At 43.1% G+C, this 22,900-nt stretch carries 20 protein-coding genes; 12 read left to right on the top strand and 8 right to left on the bottom strand.

All coding sequences use genetic code 11. The annotated features are described in order from the left end of the window. Positions 1-182 precede the first annotated feature (182 nt). Complete coding sequence (locus OCU74_RS11795) at positions 183-1,190, top strand: acyltransferase family protein (protein ID WP_159457392.1); 1,008 nt, start codon at positions 183-185, stop codon at positions 1,188-1,190. A 25-nt stretch (positions 1,191-1,215) separates the two neighbouring features. Here OCU74_RS11795 and OCU74_RS11790 read toward each other — a convergent pair whose 3' ends face one another. Both OCU74_RS11790 and OCU74_RS11785 read right to left on the bottom strand, forming a co-directional pair. After that, entirely contained in the window at positions 1,216-1,584 is a 369-nt protein-coding gene (locus OCU74_RS11790; protein ID WP_087479911.1) for a DUF5329 family protein, read from the bottom strand. Further along, positions 1,584-2,645 (bottom strand): MBL fold metallo-hydrolase, encoded by a 1,062-nt coding sequence (locus tag OCU74_RS11785; RefSeq protein ID WP_087479910.1) that lies wholly within the window; start codon positions 2,643-2,645, stop codon positions 1,584-1,586. Before OCU74_RS11785 ends, OCU74_RS11790 begins: the two co-directional genes overlap by 1 nt. Positions 2,646-3,003: 358 nt before the next feature. On the opposite strand from OCU74_RS11785, the gene OCU74_RS11780 reads away from it, so the two are divergent. Next, a complete protein-coding gene (locus OCU74_RS11780; protein WP_143693129.1) occupies positions 3,004-5,124 on the top strand; it encodes an ankyrin repeat domain-containing protein in 2,121 nt (706 codons plus the stop codon). A gap of 49 nt (positions 5,125-5,173) precedes the next feature. On the opposite strand, the gene OCU74_RS11775 is transcribed toward OCU74_RS11780, so the two are convergent. Beyond that, a complete protein-coding gene (locus tag OCU74_RS11775) occupies positions 5,174-5,539 on the bottom strand; it encodes a hypothetical protein (protein ID WP_087479908.1) in 366 nt (121 codons plus the stop codon). Between the two features lie 459 nt (positions 5,540-5,998). Between OCU74_RS11775 and OCU74_RS11770 the strand changes: the two genes are divergently transcribed. The 4 genes from OCU74_RS11770 to yfaU are packed head-to-tail and all read left to right on the top strand — an operon-like array spanning position 5,999 to position 10,168. Continuing rightward, the gene (locus OCU74_RS11770) at positions 5,999-6,778 is read left to right on the top strand and encodes an IclR family transcriptional regulator (RefSeq protein ID WP_200807668.1); all 780 of its coding nucleotides are present in this window, start codon (positions 5,999-6,001) and stop codon (positions 6,776-6,778) included. Between the two features lie 17 nt (positions 6,779-6,795). After that, positions 6,796-8,001 (top strand): L-rhamnonate dehydratase, encoded by a 1,206-nt coding sequence (gene rhmD / locus OCU74_RS11765; RefSeq protein WP_087479906.1) that lies wholly within the window; start codon positions 6,796-6,798, stop codon positions 7,999-8,001. Between the two features lie 59 nt (positions 8,002-8,060). Next, on the top strand, positions 8,061-9,350 hold the full coding sequence (locus OCU74_RS11760) for an MFS transporter (protein WP_200807667.1): 1,290 nt from the start codon (positions 8,061-8,063) through the stop codon (positions 9,348-9,350). A gap of 14 nt (positions 9,351-9,364) precedes the next feature. Continuing rightward, on the top strand, positions 9,365-10,168 hold the full coding sequence (gene yfaU / locus OCU74_RS11755) for a 2-keto-3-deoxy-L-rhamnonate aldolase (protein ID WP_087479905.1): 804 nt from the start codon (positions 9,365-9,367) through the stop codon (positions 10,166-10,168). A gap of 156 nt (positions 10,169-10,324) precedes the next feature. Here yfaU and OCU74_RS11750 read toward each other — a convergent pair whose 3' ends face one another. Continuing rightward, on the bottom strand, positions 10,325-11,236 hold the full coding sequence (locus OCU74_RS11750; protein ID WP_087479904.1) for a LysR family transcriptional regulator: 912 nt from the start codon (positions 11,234-11,236) through the stop codon (positions 10,325-10,327). A gap of 128 nt (positions 11,237-11,364) precedes the next feature. Between OCU74_RS11750 and OCU74_RS11745 the strand changes: the two genes are divergently transcribed. Both OCU74_RS11745 and rlmF read left to right on the top strand, forming a co-directional pair. Further along, a complete protein-coding gene (locus OCU74_RS11745; RefSeq protein WP_087479903.1) occupies positions 11,365-11,643 on the top strand; it encodes a DUF1330 domain-containing protein in 279 nt (92 codons plus the stop codon). Between the two features lie 165 nt (positions 11,644-11,808). After that, the gene (gene rlmF / locus OCU74_RS11740; protein ID WP_087479902.1) at positions 11,809-12,828 is read left to right on the top strand and encodes a 23S rRNA (adenine(1618)-N(6))-methyltransferase RlmF; all 1,020 of its coding nucleotides are present in this window, start codon (positions 11,809-11,811) and stop codon (positions 12,826-12,828) included. Between the two features lie 74 nt (positions 12,829-12,902). Here rlmF and OCU74_RS11735 read toward each other — a convergent pair whose 3' ends face one another. The 3 genes from OCU74_RS11735 to OCU74_RS11725 all read right to left on the bottom strand — a co-directional run bounded on the left by OCU74_RS11735 (position 12,903) and on the right by OCU74_RS11725 (position 16,305). After that, the gene (locus OCU74_RS11735) at positions 12,903-13,673 is read right to left on the bottom strand and encodes a DUF169 domain-containing protein (RefSeq protein ID WP_087479901.1); all 771 of its coding nucleotides are present in this window, start codon (positions 13,671-13,673) and stop codon (positions 12,903-12,905) included. Between the two features lie 119 nt (positions 13,674-13,792). After that, positions 13,793-15,082 (bottom strand): MFS transporter, encoded by a 1,290-nt coding sequence (locus tag OCU74_RS11730; protein WP_087479900.1) that lies wholly within the window; start codon positions 15,080-15,082, stop codon positions 13,793-13,795. A gap of 29 nt (positions 15,083-15,111) precedes the next feature. Then, on the bottom strand, positions 15,112-16,305 hold the full coding sequence (locus OCU74_RS11725) for a mandelate racemase/muconate lactonizing enzyme family protein (RefSeq protein ID WP_087479899.1): 1,194 nt from the start codon (positions 16,303-16,305) through the stop codon (positions 15,112-15,114). A 322-nt stretch (positions 16,306-16,627) separates the two neighbouring features. Here OCU74_RS11725 and OCU74_RS11720 point away from each other — a divergent pair, with 322 nt between their 5' ends. The 4 genes from OCU74_RS11720 (at position 16,628) to OCU74_RS11705 (ending at position 22,064) form a co-directional block, all read left to right on the top strand. Further along, complete coding sequence (locus OCU74_RS11720) at positions 16,628-17,536, top strand: LysR family transcriptional regulator (protein ID WP_087479898.1); 909 nt, start codon at positions 16,628-16,630, stop codon at positions 17,534-17,536. 553 nt (positions 17,537-18,089) lie between these two features. Continuing rightward, a complete protein-coding gene (locus OCU74_RS11715; RefSeq protein ID WP_087479897.1) occupies positions 18,090-19,325 on the top strand; it encodes a metallophosphoesterase family protein in 1,236 nt (411 codons plus the stop codon). Then, complete coding sequence (locus OCU74_RS11710) at positions 19,322-21,124, top strand: ORC-CDC6 family AAA ATPase (RefSeq protein ID WP_087479896.1); 1,803 nt, start codon at positions 19,322-19,324, stop codon at positions 21,122-21,124. Before OCU74_RS11715 ends, OCU74_RS11710 begins: the two co-directional genes overlap by 4 nt. Further along, positions 21,111-22,064 carry a hypothetical protein gene (locus OCU74_RS11705; protein WP_087479895.1) on the top strand — a complete coding sequence of 318 codons (954 nt, stop codon included), beginning with the start codon at positions 21,111-21,113 and terminating at the stop codon, positions 22,062-22,064. Before OCU74_RS11710 ends, OCU74_RS11705 begins: the two co-directional genes overlap by 14 nt. 483 nt (positions 22,065-22,547) lie before the next feature. Here OCU74_RS11705 and OCU74_RS11700 read toward each other — a convergent pair whose 3' ends face one another. Further along, complete coding sequence (locus OCU74_RS11700; RefSeq protein ID WP_087479893.1) at positions 22,548-22,892, bottom strand: hypothetical protein; 345 nt, start codon at positions 22,890-22,892, stop codon at positions 22,548-22,550. Positions 22,893-22,900 lie beyond the last annotated feature (8 nt).

The raw sequence follows: 22,900 nt of genomic DNA, 5'->3' as shown, positions 1-22,900 counted from the left end.
GTGATGTGATACTGAGATTGCCTATGAGCCCGGAATTGCCGGGCTCTGTTTTATCCGCCAGAATTTAGTATGTAAAAGAGTTGAATGATCACAATAAGATATGGGTATTGTTGCTTATTTGTTTCTGGTTTGTTATTTGTCTGTGTATTAAGGGATAAAACAACATCCGGAAGATAATGGCTATGCTTAAAAATCGTAATGTGTCTTATGACTGTATCAGTGGGATCATGATCTTATGGATGGTGGTTTATCATGCATTCATGTGGGGAGGATTATCTGATACGGATACATTTCATGTCCTGCTCCGGGTGTTGTTCTTCTTTATGCCATGGTTTTACTTTAAATCGGGTGTGGTGTTTAAAACACGTCCTTTCAGAGAAGCTTTCACCAACGATTTGAACCGACTCATCTTTCCGATGCTGATATGGACGCTCATCGGGTTTATGTTTATGGCCCCGAAACTGATTTATATCGACCGGCTTCCCATCGGACAGGTGTTGTCATTACCGGTCGATTCGCTGCTGATTTCCGGTGATACTAAGGGAAATGCGCCGCTGTGGTTTCTTTTGTCGCTGTTTATTGTGAAATGTCTGATGGCCGGGATTGTCAGGCTGAATCGGCGTATACAGTTTATTTTACTCCCGCTTCTGGCTGGTGTCGGATGGTTGTTATACCGCGAGCAGCTTTTGCTACCTTTGGGATTCAGTACGATCCCGCTGGGATTACTGTTTGCCCTGAGCGGATACCTGTTCGGAGAGCAAATTAGCCGGGTGAGCTTTCTCTCTCAGATCATGGTGATATGTGTGACTGTAGGGCTGGCTTATGCTGTTGAGGGTTATGTCGATATCCATGTCAACACGCTGTGGTATGGCAGCTACATCGGTTATATCGTCACATCGCTGCTCTCAGTCTGTTCTGTGCTTTTCCTCTTCCGGAAGATTGCCATCTCCCCTCTGATCTGGATTGGCAGAAAATCAATGTACCTGCTGTTAATCCACTGGCCAGTGTTTACCCTGATCACGCTGATCTCCTATCGGACTGGCCTGCCGGTACAGGGAAACAGCTATGCGGTGACATTAGGAACCATTGCACTGCTGGTTTCACTGCTGGCTGCCCGGTTTATCCCTGAATCATGGCTGGGAATTCATGGCACAAAGAGCAGAAAATATCTGTACCGGAGAGCCAGTTAAGTTTTCTCCGGTCAGTCTGAGCTTGTTATTGAAGCGAATCAGCCGGTGAGCTTTGTTGGGAAGTCCGGAGCTGTTGTAGCTGCGTGTTCAGCCATTGTGCGCTGGTAGTCATTGTCTGATCACATTTAACATGATAACTGCTGCCGGTGAGCCAGCTTCCGGTGGCAATTTTCCGGATAAAAGTTTCACTGGAGTCGATTTCATCTTTGGCATAATCCCATTTATCCTGCAGATGGGCGGCGGCCCGCTCCCCGGAATACCACGTACCGCTGCGTTCAAACTGGCAGTCGGAGTGTTGCAGAACATTGAGCAAGGCCGTGATCTCCTGATCTGATGTGGGTGATGCGTCACTCATGGTGCTGACGAGCAGCAGTAAGCCGATAAATTTTTTCATTATTGTGCCCACCATCTCCGGACCGGTAAGGGCTGACCGATTTCATAGCGCTGGCCGAATTCTGGGGCAACCATGGTAACGCCTCGTTGTTGACTGATTTGATAAACCTGTTCCAGCGGTTCATTCCAGGAATGATTGGCCAGTTTAAATGTGCTGTTATGAACCGGCAGCACCACTTTACTTTTCAGATCAAGCGTTGCCTGAACAACTTCATCGGGGAAAAGGTGAATAGCCGGCCAGCTGTGGTTATATTGTCCGTCTTCGAGCAAAGCGACATCAAACGGACCATACTGGTCACCGATCTGTTTAAAGCCATGAAAGTAGCCGGAGTCTCCACTGAAATAGATCCGGTGAGTCGGAGCTAATATAACCCAGCCGCCCCACAGCGTTTCATTCTGGTCGGTCATGCCACGTCCCGAATAATGCTGGGAAGGCGTAAATATCAGCTGTGTTTCTCCGACCTGCGTGGTGTTCCACCAGTTGAGTGCCTGAATTTTATTCTCCGCAACGCCCCAGTCCGTGAGTATTTTTCCTATCTGAGCCGGAACCAGAAACTGTTTGACTTTCGGCGCCAGCCGGACAATTGAGTCTTCATCAAGGTGGTCAAAATGGTTATGACTGATCAGAACCATGTCGATTTCAGGTAAGTCTTTGATTGCAATCGGTGCCGGATGGAAGCGTTCCGGCCCCATCCACTGTACCGGAGAAGCATGCTGGCTGAACATCGGGTCAGTCAGGATCCACTGCTTACCAAGTTTCATCAGTACGGTTGAATGCCCTAAACGGTAAATCACATCTTTATCTTCATGGGCAAGTTGTTGTGATGTCATCGGCATGAGCGGTATCGGCGCTGCCGGAGTGAGATCGGCGACGTCAGATGTCAGCATATTCCAGAACGCCGTCACATAAGTACTAAAGCCCGGTTGATACTGCACTTCAGTATTCGCAAATTCAGACGGAGATGTATGAATATCCTGACCACTGGCAGAGCAGCCAAATAAGGCCAAAACGCTCAGACTCAGGCTACTGAACAGGGTTCTGGAACAACGAAAATTTCTCATAAAATTCAATCTCATCCGCATCGATAGTAAGTATGGCGGCGCAGGCATGATACCGACGCACAAACGATAAAAAATGAAATCTTATCATTATGTATCCGGCTTTTTTGTTCAATCCTAATCCTACGCAATGCTTGCCTGATTGTGCATCAATGCTGAAGTTCAGGATGAGGAGCAGGAAACAGAAAAGGAGCAGGTGATAATTCCTGTAAACCCTGCGGTATGATTGATATTTCCAATATCTGTCACGTTTTAAGGCTTATTTATCTACGAGATCAGTGATTATTGATTATGTGCAAAACTAATGATTCAGATAACGTAAATAATATCTACGAATATATTTGTGATGGAGTGAGGCATAATGAGATCTCTCATATGCGTTTTGATGGTTTTTCTGCTGGCTGGGTGTGCCGGCCCGATTGTTTCTGATGCTCAGAAAGAGCAAATTAAGGCTTTGCCGCAAGAACAGCAAATCGATCAGATTCTGCTGACCCTGGAAAAGATTCCGGGAGACAACAGCAGCAAAGCTGTGCGCCGGGCAATTGAATCCTTACTGGAAATGAGTGTCGCCCTGCAAAAATCGGGCGTTGAAGCGACGGATTCTCAGTTAAACCGACTCAATCAACAGGCTGAAGAACTCGATTGGTACTATCAGGACTTATCAAGCGAACGGTACAGTGACTTCTTCATTGCTAAAGGGGCGGATCCTTCCGTAAGGCAGGCGAGAGTCGCGGCGGCTAAAGGTGATATCAAACGGCTGAAAATGTATTACAGCAAAGGGCTGACCCGCAGTTATAAAGATGTCTACTCACCTTTAGCGATGGCTGCCAGATATAACCAGTTCGGTGTGATCGCTTATCTGCTTACGGAGGAAGGGCTCGACCCGGACGCGGATGCTGTCTATGGTAATAATCAGCTCTATGTTCCTCTGTACGCCGCAGGTAAATATGCTGCTAATCCGGATATCGTTGATACATTAATGATAACCGGAAGCCGGGCTCGCCCTGATACCGCTTTGTATTACGCATTACGCAATCCCAGGGGCGGGCTGATCAGTGAACGTCTGGCCGGATATGGTGCTCGTCCTGAACCGGATGCGTTGAATCATGCACTGTTTCTTGCTTTTCAGGACGGCCATATGGCTGGCACCGAAGCACTGATGAAGCTGGGAGCAAATCCTACCGTAGTGTCTGCGCAGATCTGTGGTGAGGTGCCACGGATTCCGGCGCAGGTTGAATTTATGCACCGCTGGTGCCAGTCGCCGGTCGAATCCTATTATCCGGCGATGATCAATGCGATCGACCATGGTGATCGGGATATGGCTGAAGCGCTGCTTTTAGCCGGTTTCGAAGTTAATCGTGAGGAGTATTTATACACGCAATACCCATTAGAGCATACGATTTACCGTAATCAGCCTGAGATTGCCCGCTTGCTACTTTTCTCCGGAGCCAACCCGAATATTGATTTGGGAGGAACGGCCGGCTATTCGCTGGATCTGGCTGAAGACCATGATTTACCGGAAATAAGCCGCTTGATCCGCCAGTATGGCGGCGTCAACAAATCCTCATTTTTTAATTTTGACACTGTGATGAAAACACTGACGACAACTGCAATCGGTGCCGGTATTTATGCGAGTAATGTCGATGCTTATCATGGTACGGAGATTTTTTCCGCAGCAGTGAGTGATGTCTGGTCCGGCGGGCAGAGCAATAGTCTGGCTACTCTCAGTCAGCGATATATGAAAGGCGATATTTCGGTCTCGGATCCGGCTTTGGCCCGCTTGCTGAAACAAGAGCAGGCTTATCAGCACTCAAAAGCGGTGGCGCACCGCAACATGGTGAATGAGAGAAAAAAATATGTGGCTGAACTTGATAAGAAGCAGCGTTCTATTATTGAGGCATCCCGCAATCGCAAAGCTAAATCGGATTATGCAGTACTCCGTAAAGCATTGCTGGATGAAAATAAACAGTCAGTGCAGGAGAAGAAAAAAGCAAAGCCGGCTCAACAGCATGATCAACAGAAAGCTAAACCTCAGCCAGTTACTTACCGGCTGAGTGTCCGCGGCAATATGAAGACGGGGGATAACAGTGAGTACTCCGGAGAGTTTACACATAGGAATTTAAAAGTCGGTGATATTGCTATCCGCTCAATTACTACACGCTATCGTATATCGACAATTATGGGGCAACCTCTGGTGTCAGGAAGCTGGAAGTGGGAATCCGATTCGGACGTAACGTTACCCTATAACTTTGCCGTACTGTTGAGAATCGAGAATGGTCAGACAAGAGGCTACATCAAAATTGACCCGTCGATTCCTAAGTCCAATAAAGGTTATGGGTTCAATGCTTCAGGAAGTCCGAACTGGAAATCTTTTATCTGCGGATACCAAGGTAATCAGAAACTAAACTGCCTCAATAAAGAACAGGCTCAGATGATGTTGAAAGGCGGGCAGATTACGGGAATGGTCCTGACTCATCAGTAAGTGATGTCTGACTGCCACCAGTGATGGTGCTGGTGGCAGGGAGATGAAATCAATCCGAGAAAATTTCAATACCGTGGACATTTTTACCGAACGAAGCATCGCATGCTCCATCTAGCAATAACATCACTCTTTTATTTTGTGCCTGTGCTGTTGCTGCCGCTGAAAACAGACTATCGGAAAAAGTTTCTGATCTACCAACATAACTTATTTTTTTCTCACTATTGGTGACACTACAGTCAGTCCCCGGCTCTTCGGCAATATGGACAGACATCCGGTGATAACTTCCATCCCAATATCTGGCGACTTTTGTCAGCGTAAAAGGACCATACCATTTCTGACCACTACCAGGGTTGGTTGTTGCGTACAGATTTAAAGAAGCCAGACAACCAATCATTAATACTAACGTTTTTTTCATATTTATATTCCATGTGATATTTATTTGAAATTAGGTTTGATTTATTTAAATAATTCTTTACATTTCAACCAAGTATATCGTGCAGCTATACTAGTTGAGACTGATAAATCAGCAAGAAAATACCATATGTTTTTTATGTGTATAAGCATGAAAATAAATAGTTTGACTATTAAAATTATTTTTTAGGAATAGAGTGAGCTATTCATATAAATTCCCACATTTATATTGATACATTTGTAAATTGTTATGACTATCCCGGTAGTGTCTGTCATACAGTATTTTGCTCATTATCAGTAATGCATAGCAGATAGATAATCGGTCCCAGAGTGACCCTAATCACGTTTTAACGTCGGATTACTCCAACACTCTGGAATGGATTTCAGGCATGATCCGAATCACAAAAATTGCTTATTTATTCACCAATAATGATTCTAACATACAGGAAAGAGGTCCAGTATTTTGGAATCAAGTAAAGTCCCCGCGTTAGCCAGAGCTGTCGATATTCTGAACCTGATTGCCAGAATCGGGCCGTGTAGTGCAACGACCATTATCCATGAATTAAACATTCCGAAGAGTACGGCATACCTGATTCTGGGGGAATTGAAGAGTCAGCGCTTTCTCCGGGTGGACAGTGATGATCATTATTGTCTCTGGACCAAGATCATCGAGCTGGCGGGACATGCAGTCAATAAGATCGATCTCCGGGAGCTGGCAAGAAAACCATTAATCAATTTAATGGAAGAGACCGGTTTTCTGTGTCATTTAGGCATTATCGATAATGAACAGGCTTATTACATTTTAAAAGTCGAATCTAAATCGACAATCAGTGTCCGTTCTCATGAAGGGAAAAGTATGTCTTTATACCGTTCCGGTATCGGGAAATGCTTATTAGCTTGGCAGCCGGATAATGTCAGAAAAAGAATTATCAATAATATTAGTTTTAAAATAAAAACCAATAATACTATCTCAAATTCACATGACTTAATTCAAGAACTAGAACATATCAGAAGACAAGGCTGGAGTTATGATAATAGTGAAGATTATGAAAATGTCCGCTGTGTCGCTGCCCCTGTCTTTAATAGTAAAAATAAATTAATTGCAGCAATTTCCGTTGTCGGAACCAGCCTGCAAATTACCGAATCTAATATCGGTGAAATTATCGATAGAACCCTTCTTTGTGCACAGGAAATATCTCATCTGACGGGATGGGAGCCATCATCATTATATTCAGTATCGTGAAATGAAAGGACGGAGATATGAAATTACCAAAAATCAAAGCCGTACGCGCATGGTTTACCGGCGGGGCGACCGCAGATAAAAACGGTGGTGGCGCTGACTACCATGATCAGGGCGGGAATCACTGGATTGACGACCATATTGCGACACCGATGAGCAAATACAAACAATATGAACAGTCACGTCAGTCATTCGGTATTAATGTGCTGGGAACACTCGTTGTCGAAGTCGAAGCGGATAACGGTCAGACCGGATTTGCTGTGTCAACTGCCGGTGAAATGGGATGTTTTATGGTTGAAAAACACCTGAGCCGTTTTATTGAAGGCAAGTGTGTCAGTGACATTAAACTGATTCATGATCAAATGCTTGGTGCAACGATGTTTTACGCCGGTTCCGGTGGTTTGGTCATGAATACGATCTCTTGTGTGGACCTTGCACTGTGGGATTTATTCGGCAAGGTAATTGATTTGCCCGTATACCAGTTACTTGGCGGTGCGGTGCGGGACGAGATTCAGTTTTACGCCACCGGTGCCCGACCGGATCTGGCGCAGGAGATGGGATTTATCGGCGGCAAAATGCCGACTCACTGGGGACCGCATGATGGTGATGCCGGGATCCGGAAAGATGCAGCTATGGTGGCCGAGTTCCGGGATAAGTGTGGTCCGGACTTCTGGCTGATGCTCGATTGCTGGATGAGTCAGGATGTGAATTATGCCACCAGACTGGCACATGCCTGTGCTCCGTATAATCTGAAATGGATCGAAGAGTGTTTACCGGCACAGCAGTATGAAGGCTACCGGGAATTAAAACGTAACGTTCCGGCTGGCATGATGGTAACGAGTGGTGAGCATCATGGCACTATCCAGTCGTTCCGGACGCTGTCAGAGACTGGTATTGATATCATGCAACCGGATGTCGGCTGGTGTGGCGGTTTAACCACGCTGGTGGAGATTGCCGCGATAGCAAAAGCGAGAGGGCAGCTAGTCGTTCCTCACGGCTCATCAGTATATTCTCATCATGCGGTGATTACATTTACCAATACACCTTTCAGTGAATTCTTAATGACCAGTCCGGACTGCTCAACATTAAGACCGCAATTTGATCCTATCTTGCTGAATGAACCGGTTCCCGTTAATGGCAGAATGCATAAATCTGTATTGGATAAACCTGGCTTTGGTGTGGAATTAAATTGGGAGTGTCATTTGAAACGACCCTATAACCATTAATATTTTAATTTAAATAATTATATCTGACTAAATACCCTACATATATAAGAGTGAAGATTATGATGACCCAATTAGATATTGCGGTTAAGAAAAATCGCGCCCATTTAATTCCGTTTATGCTGACTTTATATGTTCTGGCATTTCTGGATCGTTCAAATATTGGTTTTGCAAAAGATGCTTATCAATTAGATATTGGTTTGTCGAATGAAGCTTATGCTTTAGGTGCCGGTATATTTTTTGTTATTTATGCAGCTTTCGGTGTTCCGGCTAATTTACTGATGCGTAAACTGGGAGCCAGAATCTGGATTGGGAGTATTACCATTATCTGGGGAATGCTTTCTGCCGGTATGGCTTATGCAGATACTGAATTTAAGTTTTTACTTGTCCGGACATTATTGGGAGCCGCAGAGGCCGGTTTCTTTCCCGGTATGATTTATTTAACCACGCTCTGGTTCCCGCTCAAAAACAGGGCAGGAATCATGGGGCTGTTTTATATGGGAGCGCCGCTGGCGTTAACGCTGGGTTCTCCGTTGTCCGGCGCGTTACTTGAGATGCATGGTTTTCTGGGCAAAGCTGGCTGGTACTGGATGTTTATGATCGAAGGTATTCTTGCCGTTATTGCCGGACTATTTACGTTTTACTGGGTGGTCGATACACCGGATAAAGCCCGTTTTCTCAACCAGGAAGAGAAGCAGGCGATCATGACAGCATTGGCCCGGGAAGAAACCACTAAAGTGACATCCCGCATTAGTGAAGCGATCCGTAACCCTAAAATCTGGCAACTCGCAGTTATTTATCTCACGATTCAGGTTGCTGTATACGGTTTGATTTTCTTTTTACCCAGTCAGGTAGCAGCGCTGATGGGGACAAAAATCGGGTTTGCTGCTTCCGTGGTGACGGCGATTCCGTGGATTGCCGCGCTGTTTGGCACCTGGTATATCCCTCGTTACTCGGATCGCATTGGTGAACGCAAGAAGGTTGCGGCAGTGACCCTGTTTGCTGCGGGTATTGGTGTCGGTCTGTCCGGACTCGTTTCGCCGGTATTTGCTATCATCGCACTCTGCGTTGCCGCTGTTGGTTTTATCGCGGTGCAACCTGTTTTCTGGACCATGCCAACCCAGTTGCTTTCCGGATCAGCACTGGCGGCAGGGATCGGATTTGTCAATTTATTTGGTGCCGTGGGTGGTTTTTTAGCACCACTGATCCGCGTGAAAGCCGAAAGTATTTTTAATAATGAGTATGCCGGTTTACTGAGTCTGGCGGTTTTCGCCATGATTGGTTCTCTGGTGATTCTGAGCTTAACTTTCAGTCAGCGTGAATCGGCAGTCTACAAGCCTTCTGCAAGTTAATCGGAGAGAAGAATATGGTTCAGTTATCCAAAAACTTATTTAAACAGGCAATCAACTGTGGAGAATTACAGATTGGGTTATGGCTCAGTTCAACATCTTCATATCTGGCTGAAATTGCAGCAACGTCAGGATATGACTGGTTATTGATCGATGGTGAACATGCACCCAATACCGTTCAGGATATTTATCATCAGATTCAGGCCATTGCGCCTTATTATGGTGAACCGGTTGTTCGTCCGGTCGAGGGAAGCAAAAGTCAGATTAAACAGATACTGGATATTGGTGCTCAGACGGTTCTGATTCCGATGGTCGACAGTGCGGAGCAGGCGCGGCAGGTTGTCAGTGCGATGCGTTACCCGCCGGAAGGTGTCCGGGGCGTTGGTGCCAGCGTCGCCCGGGCAGCGCGTTGGGGAAGAATCGAACAGTATATGGAGAAGGCGAATGAAGAGTTATGTCTGCTGATTCAGGTGGAAAGCAAAACCGCACTGGATAATCTCGATGACATTTTAGCCGTTGAAGGGATTGATGGCGTCTTTATCGGGCCTGCCGATCTTTCCGCGTCACTCGGTTATCCGGATAACAGCAATCACCCGGCGATGCAGCACGAAATTGAACACTGTATTCGCAGAATCCGACAGGCTGGTAAAGCTGCTGGTTTTCTGGCTGTCGACCCGGCCATGGCGAAAAAAGCGATTGAATGGGGCGCCAATTTTGTCGCGGTTGGGGTTGATACAATGTTGTATACCAGCGCCCTTGATGAACGGTTAAGCTTATTCAAAGCGGATATTCAGTCCGGCGGGCAGAAGTCCAGTTATTAGGGGATATTTTGAAGTATCTGCCGTAACGCTGTATCAAAGCCACAGAGTATCCATTGTGTAATCACAGTGGATACTTGTTTCGGGGAATATTGTTTCTTCACTTCATCAACGGTGAAACCGCTATTGATGACGTTGTATAAACCATTGCTCTGACAGTTAACTACAGTGGGCAATGGTTTTATCAAAATAGTACTTGAGCAGCTCATAGAAGCGACTGACATGTTTAGGCTTTTCGCCCTGATACTGATGTAAAAAGTAAAAATGCCAGGCTCTGCCCTGTATTTCAGGCAGGACTCTGACTAACCGTTGTTGCATCAGCTCTGTTTGTACCAGAAATTCAGGGAAAAGCACGATGCCCATATCGTGCAGCGCCATTTCTAATATGGTGGTCAGAGACGTCGCTTTTGCACTGTGGGTGACGCAGAATAAGCGCCGGTTTGTCTGGTTGTTATCAAACAGCTGTAGTTCATCGTGTTGCCACGGCGTTGCAATTATGCGGTGTTCCGAGAGCTGTTCCAGATGTTTGACCGGCGCATGGCGTTGCAGGTAACGGGGTGAAGCACAAAAAATTTCTGCCACTTTACCGATCGATAAGGCCCGATAGTCACAATCCCGTAAATCACCGCCAAACACTGCTGCGTCTAATTCATGTTCCACCAAATCCTGCCATCTGCCCGTCACCACAACTTCCGGTGTAATTCCGGGAAACTCCAGACACAACTGACTGATAGCAGGAATAACGATGTCTTTTTCTAAGAAAGGCGGGATGGAGATTTTAAATTTGCCTGTCGGTTGTGCTTTGCTGCTTTCCAGCTCTTTGAGAGTCAGACTCAACTGTTCACTCAATAGTTCACTCCGTGCCAGAAGTGCTTCGCCAACTGTAGTCAGAATTACACCCCGGGTATTGCGTACCAGCAATTGCTGACCTAAAGCGTCCTCAAGCCGTTTGATCTGCTGACTAATCGCCGATTTACTCAGGCCCAGTTTTCTGGCTGCCTCGGTGAATGAACGTTTGTTGGCGACTTCGACAAAAATCAGCAGCAGCGGAGCGAGTTTTACACTGTTCATAAATTTAAACAATACGTTAATTTTTTGGTTATTGATTAATATTCGTGAAATTCTATGCTGTGTCAACACGCCCTGACAACTATATGTCTTAACAACCATACGCTCTAACAACTAAAGGAAAATAAATCATGACATGCTTAGTGATTGTTGATTCAACCCCGACAGACAAAGAACAGCTGGCAGAATACAGCGCCCGCGCTGCGAAAACGTTAGAACCTTTTCAAGGCAAATTTATCGCCCGGGGTGAACCGGAAGCTCTCCATGGTGAAGCACCGTATCAGAGAAAGTCAGTGATTGAATTCCCTGATAAAGACAGTGCTCTGAACTGGTATAACAGTGCGGCCTATCAGGAAATCATCCCGATCAGAAACAAAGGTATGGACTGCCAGTTTCATTTGATTGGTTAAAGAAGGTTTGAGAACTTACCGTTTATTCTCTCACCGATAAACCGGGCCGCAGTTGCGGCTCGTATCTTTTCACTGACATCACTACTCATGGACTTTCTGCACAAATCTGGAAACGCTGGCTAAAAAAGGTGACAATGGCGCGTTTTTCCAACGGATACGAGTGACATGAGTCAAAAAAGAAAACCGGCTAAACCTGCACCGACAGCGAAACTCTCATCTGATGTCAGGGTCGTGAAGGTGAGTTCTCCCAAGGGATTACATTCGCGTAACAAGCATCAGGGGCGCTACAATTTTACGGAGCTGGTCAAAGCGCTGCCGGAGCTGAAAAGGCATGTCACGACCAATCCGAAGGGCGAACAAACGGTTAACTTTTCTGATCCGCTGGCGGTGAAGTTGCTGAATAAAGCATTACTGAGTCGCTATTATCAGGTCACCACATGGGATATTCCTCAGGGTTATCTTTGTCCGCCGATTCCGGGGCGGGCGGATTATATTCACCGTGCCGCAGAGCTGCTGGGCAATGAACCGGGTTTGGATCTGGCTCAGGTCAGGGCGCTGGATATTGGTGTCGGAGCGAACTGTATCTACCCGATCATCGGTGTCTGTGATTATGGCTGGCACTATACTGCCAGTGATGTTGACCCGGTTTCGATAAAAAATGCCCGCAGCATCGTTGATAGCAATGCCGTTCTGCAAGGGAAGGTTGAATGCCGGCAGCAGAAAGACAGCCGCCGCTTGTTTAAAGGAATTATCCAGCCGGGTGAACGTTACCACATCACCACTTGCAATCCGCCGTTTCACAAGTCTCTGCAAGAAGCTCAGCAAGGCACCCAGCGAAAGCTGAATAACCTGAGTGCCAACCGAGTAAAGCGCGGTGGTAAAGAGAGTCAACCGCAGCCGACACTGAACTTCGGCGGTCAAAAAGCTGAGCTCTGGTGCCCGGGTGGCGAAGCTGCCTTTATCAAGAATATGGCACTGGAAAGCAGTGAGTTTGCCGGGCAGGTGCTCTGGTTTACCACGCTCATATCAAAGAAAGAGAATGTCCGCTGGATGCAGAAACAACTGCAAAAGGCCGGTGTACAGGAAATTCGAATCATCGAGATGAGTCAGGGCCAGAAGATTAGCCGCTTTATCGCCTGGACGTTTATGACGGAGGAGCAGCGTCGGGAGTGGGTTAGTGTTTAAAGGTGGTTTTTTTGCTGTACTTCTCTGCCCATAGACATCCGGTATAGCTGAAAGGATGTCTATGGGTCACACAGTTAGTGTAAATCGCAAGAACAGCCCATTTCAATTGCCATTTCTTGCCAGTGATCTACCCGACGTTTCAGTTCAGATTTACTCTCTTGATCGTCGCGAAATGCGATGGTTGTCCAATCCATTTCATCCAAAGCCGTAGCAACTTCATCAATTTTATTGAACGGTATAGAGATCATTCGCAGGCCGGATTCAAAAACATTACGACGTTTAAGACCGTGGTAGAACCCTGTAGTAATGTGATTTACTTTGCCTGAAATAACCGGGTATGCATACATCCAGCTACAGCTGATTACTGGTGTTGATTTTGACTCCCAAAAATCGCCGGAAATATAGCTGGTGGCACGCATGATAATATCCGCCTGAGGTAACTCTGCAAATGCAATAATTAGATCAGGGTCAAACTGACAATCCGCAACAGGAGAGTAAACGACATAATTGATAGATCCAGGAACGATGACCGGCAATTCTTGATACAATTTACGGCAACCTGCTAATGATTTATATACACCAAAATCGAGCCCGGCTTGACCTGAAGCTGTCACTGGTGGTTTAGGTTCCATTCCCAGAGAAAGTTTTCCATAACAAGTATCATTTTCTTTAGTTATGTAAAATGTTTTTCCGGTTTCTTGTGCTTCTTTAATATATTGGCATAAAGCCATCTTTTTCTCACAATGTTCAATTCCTTCCGGCTTAACCGGTAAATATTTTATTGCTATAGCTGGAATGGATAAATTTAATTTTTTGAACATGTCTTTAGCTTTATCACTTAGCATAGTCACTTCCTCCAAATAATAGTGAGTTCTCTTTATTGCTAATGTGCTGTAAGAGAACTCATTAGGGTTTAGAAAATATACGTAATAGATTTAGTGCTAATAATGTAAAACAGTGCTACTCAGCGTTTAGCCAGAGGAATCATGATCACTGAACTAAATAGTGCTGCTGCAACAAGGAAGTACAGTGCGCCGGAATAACCATTCGTTATTGAGATAAAGTAGCCCAGAATTGTTGGTGATAGTGCGCCGGCAACGGTGGCAATCCCAATCATTATACCGCTGGCCGCAGACATGGATTTTTCTGGGACAATCCCCTGTAAAAGTGTCCAAGAAGCCGGAGCCCCCATGTACATACAGCCTTGCGCCATACATATCAGTAATGCTGAGGCCCAGTTATTTTCAATGATGGCACTGAGATAGATCCCTAACCCCGCGCCAATGGCTGCGAGCATACAGAAGATGCCGCTCCGCTGTGTTACATCAATTGCCCACCCGGCAAAGATTTTGACGCCGATTCCGAGGATAAAAGGTAGTGATGCGAGCCAGCCCATTGTTGTCCATGAAAACCCACGTCCTTCTTTTAGATAACTCGGTAACCATGTCATCAAGCCCCACACATTCATCATAATGCCGATGTACCACGCAACTAAAATCCAGTAGCGGTAATCCAACATAAAATGCGATAAACGCTGGAATAAAGTTTCTTTTTCCTGAGTCTGAGACTTCTTATCAATCGAAGTTTGTTTCTCTTGATCTTCTTCGATATAAGTCAGCTCTAGTTCATTCACGTACTTTGATTGTTGTGGTGTGTCCCGAAGATAAGTCCACACAAGATACATAGCAATGACATTTAGAATTAAGCATGCCCAAAAAGCACTATGCCAACCATAGTCATCAATGAGCCATGCAAAGAAAGGCATTGATAAGGCCGGGGCGATTGTTGTACCAATTCCCCATACAGCGTTGGCTCTGCCGCGTTCTTTCTTGGGAAACCAGTTGCGCACGACACCAGCTACGATAGGATACTGAGTTCCTTCACCCAACCCAACTAGTACCCGGGAAAGAAGGATCAGGGTAAATACACTGGCAACTCCACCGAGGAACATGGAGCCGATACAGAGTAATATGGCGGCACAAATCGTTTTACGGGCACCAAATACATCAGCTAACGGACTGATTAAGAAGTTAGCAAATGCATAGGCAAACAAGAATAACGACATGATCAGGCCTTTCTGAACACCTGAACTTTCGATTCCCATTGAGGTTAAAAACTCGCTGTTCGCGATTAATATTGAGATATTAGCGCGATCAACATAAGTGACGCCGACCGTAATCATCATCACAATCACAATGAAGTAGCGATAGCGTGACATTTTTTTCGGGCTGTCGATTACTGAAGATATAGCCATAGAAATTTCTCCTTCAATCTATCCAGCGACTATTCTTCAATATGAAGATGGACCAGAGCTTCAGACATTGCCTTCTCAGTCAGTTCTTGACCAATTCCAGGTAAATCAGGAACATCAAAGAATCCGTCTTTAGGCAAGTAAGAATGGATAGCACTATCAAGCCCGGCTTCCCACAGAGCAACGCCATGATGTTCATGAATACAGAAATTAGGAATCACCGACTCTAATTGTAGTGCGGCAGCTAATGCGATTGGACCACCGGCAACGTGGCACTGCACCGGAACATGGTGAGTATTGGCCATATCACAGATTTTTTTACCTTCAGTTAAGCCACCACAGAGGCCCAGATCAGGTTGAATAAGACCAAAGATCTGACGGTCCAGGAAAGGCTTGAAGCCCCAGCGGGTATAAATGCGTTCTCCGCCCGCGAGTGGGATTGGGGATTGTCTGGCGAGACGGTCCATTGAATCAACACTCATTGGGTGAATCGGTTCTTCATAGAACAAGCACCCCAATTCTTTAACTGACTCAGCAAATTGTCTCGCAGAGTTCATGCCAAGATAAGAGTGCATTTCCAGAATGATATCGACATCTGAACCAACCGCATCACGAACTGCTTTAGTTCTGTTATAGAATAATTTCAGTTGCTTAGGAGAAAGGCAAGGTTCGAGGTTTGCTGCGCCCCATACACCTTCAGCAGTCATACCTGCTGGGTCAACCTTCACACAGTCATAACCTTCAGAAACCGCTTTAAGTGCAGCCTCTGCATATTCTTCAGGCTGAACCAGACGCAGACTCTTGTCAGCTTCCCATCCAAACTGGATTTGACTTGCATAGGTTCTGAGTTTATCTCTGGTTTTTCCTCCAAGTAAGCGATGCACTGGCACACCAAGTGCTTTACCCTTGATATCCCAACAAGCAATATCAATCGCGCTCATCGCACCATAAACCACGGGACCACCGCCCATTCCCCAGAAAGTTTTTCTGAACAATTTTTCCCAAATAGCTTCTACGTTTTCCGGATTTTCCCCCAGTAAGAAGTAGCTGAGGTCTTTTAACATACCAACACCAGCAGAACTGCCGGCACCGTAAGCCAAACCTACTTCACCAAAACCATGAATTCCCTCATCTGTGTTAATACGAACTACCACAGCATTATAAGGTTTGGTCTCAGTATTTCTCGGTTGACCCATTTGAAAAATATCGATGCTTGTAATTTTCATAAAATATCCTTAATAGAATACAGTCTGAATCACTATTTCTAAAATCTGATTAAAATCACAAAGTGAATAAAAACAAATTTTAATGAGTTAATATTGGATTAAATAAAGTTGATCTATATCAAAAACAAGTTGAGATAATATTTGAATAGGATTATGTAAAGTTTGGTAATTTTTAGAACGAGTGAATATCTATTGGTTTTTATTATTTTTAATTCAGGTTCTGAGGTGAGACTAATAAAATTGATGATATTCCACAAATATATTATTGTGATTGTGTCTATCTAATTTCTAGATATCAAAATAACAATAACCAGGCAATATTATGACCTTAGATACCATGCGAATGCGTTACTTTTTAGAAATTGCCCGAGCAGGTTCACTGACTCGGGCTGCAAAAGAATTACACGTTGCTCAATCTGCCTTAAGTCTTCATTTGCGTTCTTTAGAAGATGATATGGGGACTTCCCTATTCGACCGGTTGCCGCGCGGGGTTACATTAACCGAAGCCGGAAAAATACTATTCAGCCATTGCCAATCCATTATGCGGGCTATAGAGCAAGCAGAACATGCAACGAAAGATGTTGGGGTTAATCCAACAGGCGATGTCATCATCGGTATTATTTTTTCTCTGTTCCCCACATTAGGTATTTCCATCCTGGAAGATTGCAAGAAACGTTTCCCTGGTATTCGGGTAATGATGTGCGAAGGTGACAGTAAACGTTTAAGAGAATCACTGGAAAATCAAACGCATGACATCGTTATTATGCCACAAGACATCCCGGCTCCGACGGCACAGGTTTTATTTGAAGAGTCTATGTATGTTATTGGTCCGGCAGGTTATTTCCCGTCAGATTCAGCTACAATTCATCCCAGAGAAGTATTACAGCTGCCACTGATCGTTCCTCCGGAGAAACATGAGATTTGGTTTACGATCAATTCGTTTTCTGAACGTGAGGGAATTCAGCCAAACATCGTATGGAGAATTGAGGGACTTGCAGCAACCAAACATGCGATCAGATGTAATTTAGGATTTTCACTGTTAACACTGAGTGCCATATCTGATGGGATGGAAAAGGAGCAGTACTCATTTGCTAAAATCAGCAATGGAGATGTAAATCGGGTGATTGTCCTTGATATGGCAACCAGTCATCCGGCTACAAGAGCGATGAAAGAAGTACATCAACTTATACTTGAAAACTGGCCCCGATATATGGAGCATAGTTTTAAGTGATTAGTTCGGACCTCTTACCCAGACTGTGGTTGTTAATAGTGAAGAGGTCATTGGCATAGATTAGGAACTCTGGAAACGAGAATTTTGATTGGTGTTCATCCGTGTTCCTAAAAATGCTGGATTTACAAATCTATTCTGGACTGTAAAAGACTATGACGCATCATAAGTTATTGATTTTACATTTATGAAGGCAAGAAAAAAGACGCCCTAGGACGTCTTTAAACTATGATTTGGTGGGCTGGCGTCATCTGAGTTTTGTATTTAATTTGTTGATTTATATTAACTTTATTAAAGTTTATTTTTGACGGTGTTCCTTGCAGTGTTCCTAAAATATCTTGATACAATTTGTTGGCTTTGTTTTGTTGATGTCCAATAGATCTGACAGGTTGTTCTGGATTGGTTTTGTTACGTGGAGTTGTTGCAAGACGGTTTGACCTGCTCCTCTTAATCAAGAATGCTTAACTATGGGTTATAAGATACATATTGCTATTAAACTAGTTTGTGTTAGTTTTGTTGGCTAATATTTCAATTAGCTTAGTCTACTTAATCGGTTATGAAGCTCCTAATCCTAAGTGATTTACATGTGGGTTCCAAAGCTCGAGCGCAAGATTTCTCGACTTCACCAGATGATATGGCATGCAGAAATACGCCTGACTTTTTTAAGGATTTTTCTGAATTGATCAAGAAAGAAAGTATAGACGTGACCCATATACTGATAGCTGGAGATATCACCCAAACAGCTGCTTATAATGAGTTCGAGCTAGCAGCCAAGAACATCGAAGCCATCGCTGACCTGCTACAAGTAGGAAAAGAATGCATTTATTTCATTCCTGGTAACCATGATAGTAACTGGAATGATGAGAAATCATCGATTGAAAATAATGAGCCCACAGAGCTCACAATCAAGAAAAAATATACCAACTTAGAACAGAACAAGTTTTTTGCCAACCTACTAGGCAATGCTGTCTTTCAAGATATGTATAGCTCTCCCTATGGTTCGATTTGGAACAGTGAAGAGATTGTGATTGTGGGTATAAACTCGTCAGTGAGAGATGGTACGACATCAGATGTTCATCATGGCTCCATAGAACCTAATGATTTAAACAAAATCAATGGAGAGCTCGATAAACTCGATACTAAGAATAAAGTAAAGGTACTACTAACTCATCACCATCCTAAAAATTACACAGATCGCACTTTCCAAGATAGTGATTTCAGTATCATGCAAAATGCTGATGCGTTCCTTCGCTTTGCAACTACAAATGAATTTGACGTTATTGTTCATGGACATAAACACATTCCGAGATTTGACATTCACTCCGATGCCCTCAACTATCCTGTTGTTGCTCTATCCGCAGGTAGCTTTAGCGCGTCTTTGAAAGATTACCACAATGGTGTGGCGAACTTTTTCCATATTATCGAAGTGGAAGGTAAGTGCGATAAAAATGATAATATTTTGGGTAAAGTAACCACTTGGGCATATTTTGACAACAATAAGTGGATATCTGCTAACAAAGAGCGAGACTACATTAGCCACGAAGAGTTCTTTGGCGATATTCGTAACCGAAAAGTTCTAAAAAAAGAGCTAAAACACGACATAGAGACACAAATAGAAACTACTAATGTATTTAGGTGGCAAACACTTCTAAATAAAAAGCCAGAGCTAAAGTATTGCAACCTAGGTCTACGAGAAATTGTGATTACCGAACTATGTGAAGAAGAAGGTTGGGAGTATTTACCCATGAGAAATAATGACTTCTTAGTTGTTCAAGAGGACTCTTCCGTATGACTACTAACTTAAAGAATGTATTTGAGGCTTCAAATGCTCGAGATTTTACATCAAATCAGCTTGTTAATGAGTTTATCTGGACTGATTCTTTTTCTGAAATTTTATGCTCTACTAAAAATCAAATTGTTCTTGGGTCAAGGGGGTCAGGTAAAACAGCTTTGGTGAAAATGCTATCTCATCAAAATTTACGGAAACTTGCAAAAAAAAATATTGATAAAGCAGATAAGAAAGAAAGTGAAAATATTGAAGAAGCCAATAGAATAATCCAAGAAAAAAGTCTAATAGCAACATATATACCTTTAAAAGTAGAATGGGTTAATTCACTTGAAAATTATGAAAATGCTAAAGATAAGTACTTTATTTGGAGTTTGAACTTAGCAACTTGTGCTCGATTGATTGATACTGCTAAAAGTTGTATCGAGGCTTATGTAGAAAATGAGGTTAAGGGGGCTCTAATACAACGTAGTATATGTAAAAGCTTATCCAGAATGTGGATATTGCCACGTTCTATTAATAACTTTCCAGAACTAAGCAGAGAGCTAGAAACATTAGAATATGAAAAAAACCTAATGTTTAATAAAGAGTCTATGGGACTAGAGCTTACAAATGAAGAAAAGTCTTTAGGATTAGCTTTTCATGGTAACTTATTTTCCCCTTTTACTATTGCTACCAAACAGATATCTAGAGTGTTAGACATTCCTACTTCCTGTAAATGGATTCTTTGTCTCGATGAAGCTGAATTTTTATCTAAAGAACATCACCAGATCTTAAACACTCATATGAGATCGGCGAATGATATTTTCTTTAAGATAACCACTATGCCTTATAGACATCACACATTGTCCACTACAGTCGAAGCTAATGTTAATGTAGGACATGACTTAGAATATGTATATATTGATAAGTTAGGTACAATAAATAAGAACCAAAAAACTTCTGACAAAACAATACAAGAATTTGCAACTAAATTGTTCATTAATCGCTTACGTCAGTTCGACAACGATAATGTGAAAACTCTCGAAGGTTTAGTTGGGCATTCTAGGTTAACTCAGGATACTAATGAGTTAATAACAGATGATGACCTATTGGTACTCATTGATAACCATTGTAATAAAGCTACTAATGCTAGAGCAAAGAAATTATACAAAGAGAACAAGAAAAGATTTGATGATGAAATAGGCAGGAAAAATAGAGGTATTCTACTTCTAAGAGATGAATATCATAACCGTATAGGCAGTTCAAACTCCTCGTTATATAGTGGTGTTGCGATCATTGCACGTTGTTCTGATGGTAATCCTCGTCGTCTCTTTCGCTTGTTTAACCACTTGTTAAATAGCTCTAGTGGAGAGCTTAGCTCAATTCTTCCTGCTACAGTACAGAGTAAACGTATAAAAAGCTTTTCTCATAGTGAACTAGAGGTAATTAAGTTTGAAAAAGGAGGAAAGAGTTCATTTGAACTAATTAAAGCTATTGGATCCTATTTCAAAGTCAAAACTTTAGAGGAAAAACTTGGGTCAGATCTGCCGCAAGCAATAAGTATTCAACACTCTGTAGATGATCGTGTCTGGGCAGCAATAAAATCAGCTGTTGACTTAGGTTTGCTATATCCTGTAGTCAAGAAAGATAGTAATGAACGAAGTCTATTCCCAGTTAAAGAAGGTGTTTTTAGTCTGGCTAATTGTTTAGCTCCCCACTTTAATCTCTTTCCGAGAGTCGGACGTGGGGTTAGTATTTCAACAGTAATGAATAGCTCAAAAGTAATTGAACAGATGGAGTTATTTGAAAATGAAGAATGTTAGAATCAAAGATTTACCCCGTTCAGAAATTATGCAGACTCAATTCGATTTGGGTATTTTCTCCGTTGGGTATGAGCCGAGATGTATTCATTTGGCAGGCCTATTAGAACGTCAAAATATAGGTCATACACTAGTCCTATCATATGAGGAAAGTGCTCAGAATGATGTTCATAGAACAAACCAATCATTATTCAAAAGTATGGGGTATACAAACTTTGTATCACTAAAACATTGTGAGATTAAACTGGCTTACCAAAGCTTGATACAAACAATGGAAAGGCTTGAAAATATAGATGGTGTATACAAAATATTTATTGATTACTCTTCAATGTCTCGAAACTGGTACTCAGCAATTCTTAATTATCTTCTGAATTATTTTAAAAAACCTATTGAAATTACAATGGTTTACTCATGTGCAGAGTATCCTTTAAATAGTGGTTTTTTAGATTTTGAACTTGGTGAAGTAAAAGTTTTGCCTGGATGTCAAGGATCATCAATTACTAAAAAAAAGAAGGCTAGCATATTTATGTTAGGTTTCGATCGAATTGGACCTCTTAGTTTCTATAACCTTTTAGAACCTGATATCGCATATGGTATGATATCTTCACCTGGCTCTCTACCTGATTATGAGGAAACAGCAAGAACGATAAATGGGCAATTTATACAACATCAGTTGAATAATGGTGAAAAATTAGTTGGATCACCTATTTTTAGCGTAGCTCAAACGTTTGAGAACCTATGCCAACTTATTCGACCTATCGTGGACAAGTATAACGTTTCAATAGTGCAATTTGGACCAAAACCACATCTGCTAGCTTCAATAATCGCGGGACTAAATTTTCAAGGAGTCAGTTGTATTTACTCAGAATATAAGCGAAATAAGCCGCATAATGTAAAGGCCAATGGCGAGTTTGTGATGACTTCAATTAGTAGTGGGTTATAGAGGTCAACTGAAACCGGACACTCGTTAGGCTGATCGGTGGAGGCCAATAAAAAAACTGGACAAGTGAGTAAACAATGCACATTCCCATGGTGCATTGGGGAGTTTAGCACCATGGGAATTTTAATAACATACAAACAAGCTGAAAGTTCTGCTAGCTACTGCATTATCTGAGACCACGGGACAATGATGCATACCCACCATAGCCAATGTAACCACATCATAATATCCACTTTAAAGCCACGCTTTACGGAACGGTGGACAATAAGCGGGTAAGTTATCGTGTATATGAAAAATATCCCCGCAGCACTTATTCCCGAGATTATAATGCTTCCTCTATCTTCCAAATACCAGTTAGGATTCTTTGCTAACTGTCGGACTAAAATCTGAATGTATTTTCTATCACCGAAGCCATAGCGTAAGCTACAGATAAATATGACTATCATCCATACCATTCCATAGAGGCCGACACAACGCAAAAGAACTTCATGCATAACTGGCACGGATCCGCACGAAAATAATAGTGAGCCACCATAGCCAGTGCAGGCACATCATCACATCCACCTTATAACCACGCTTGATGGAACGATGAACGATAAAAGGATAGAGAATAGAATATATGGCAAAGACACCTCCAGCACTCATGCCTGAAATCAAAACAAACATGACACTATCTTTATTGAAATACCATTGTGGATCTTTTGCTAGCTTACGAATTAACTGGTAAATACGCTCCCTATCTCCGAAACTGTAACGCATCATACAGACGAAAAATACAATTCCCCAGACAAGCCCAAAAATCGCTATATATCTTAAAATAATTTCATACATAAAATGTA

The organism is Vibrio mangrovi, from assembly GCF_024346955.1.
Lineage (GTDB): Bacteria > Pseudomonadota > Gammaproteobacteria > Enterobacterales > Vibrionaceae > Vibrio > Vibrio mangrovi.
The sequence above is the reverse complement of the archived record's forward strand: the minus strand, read 5'-3'. Positions and strand labels throughout refer to the sequence as shown.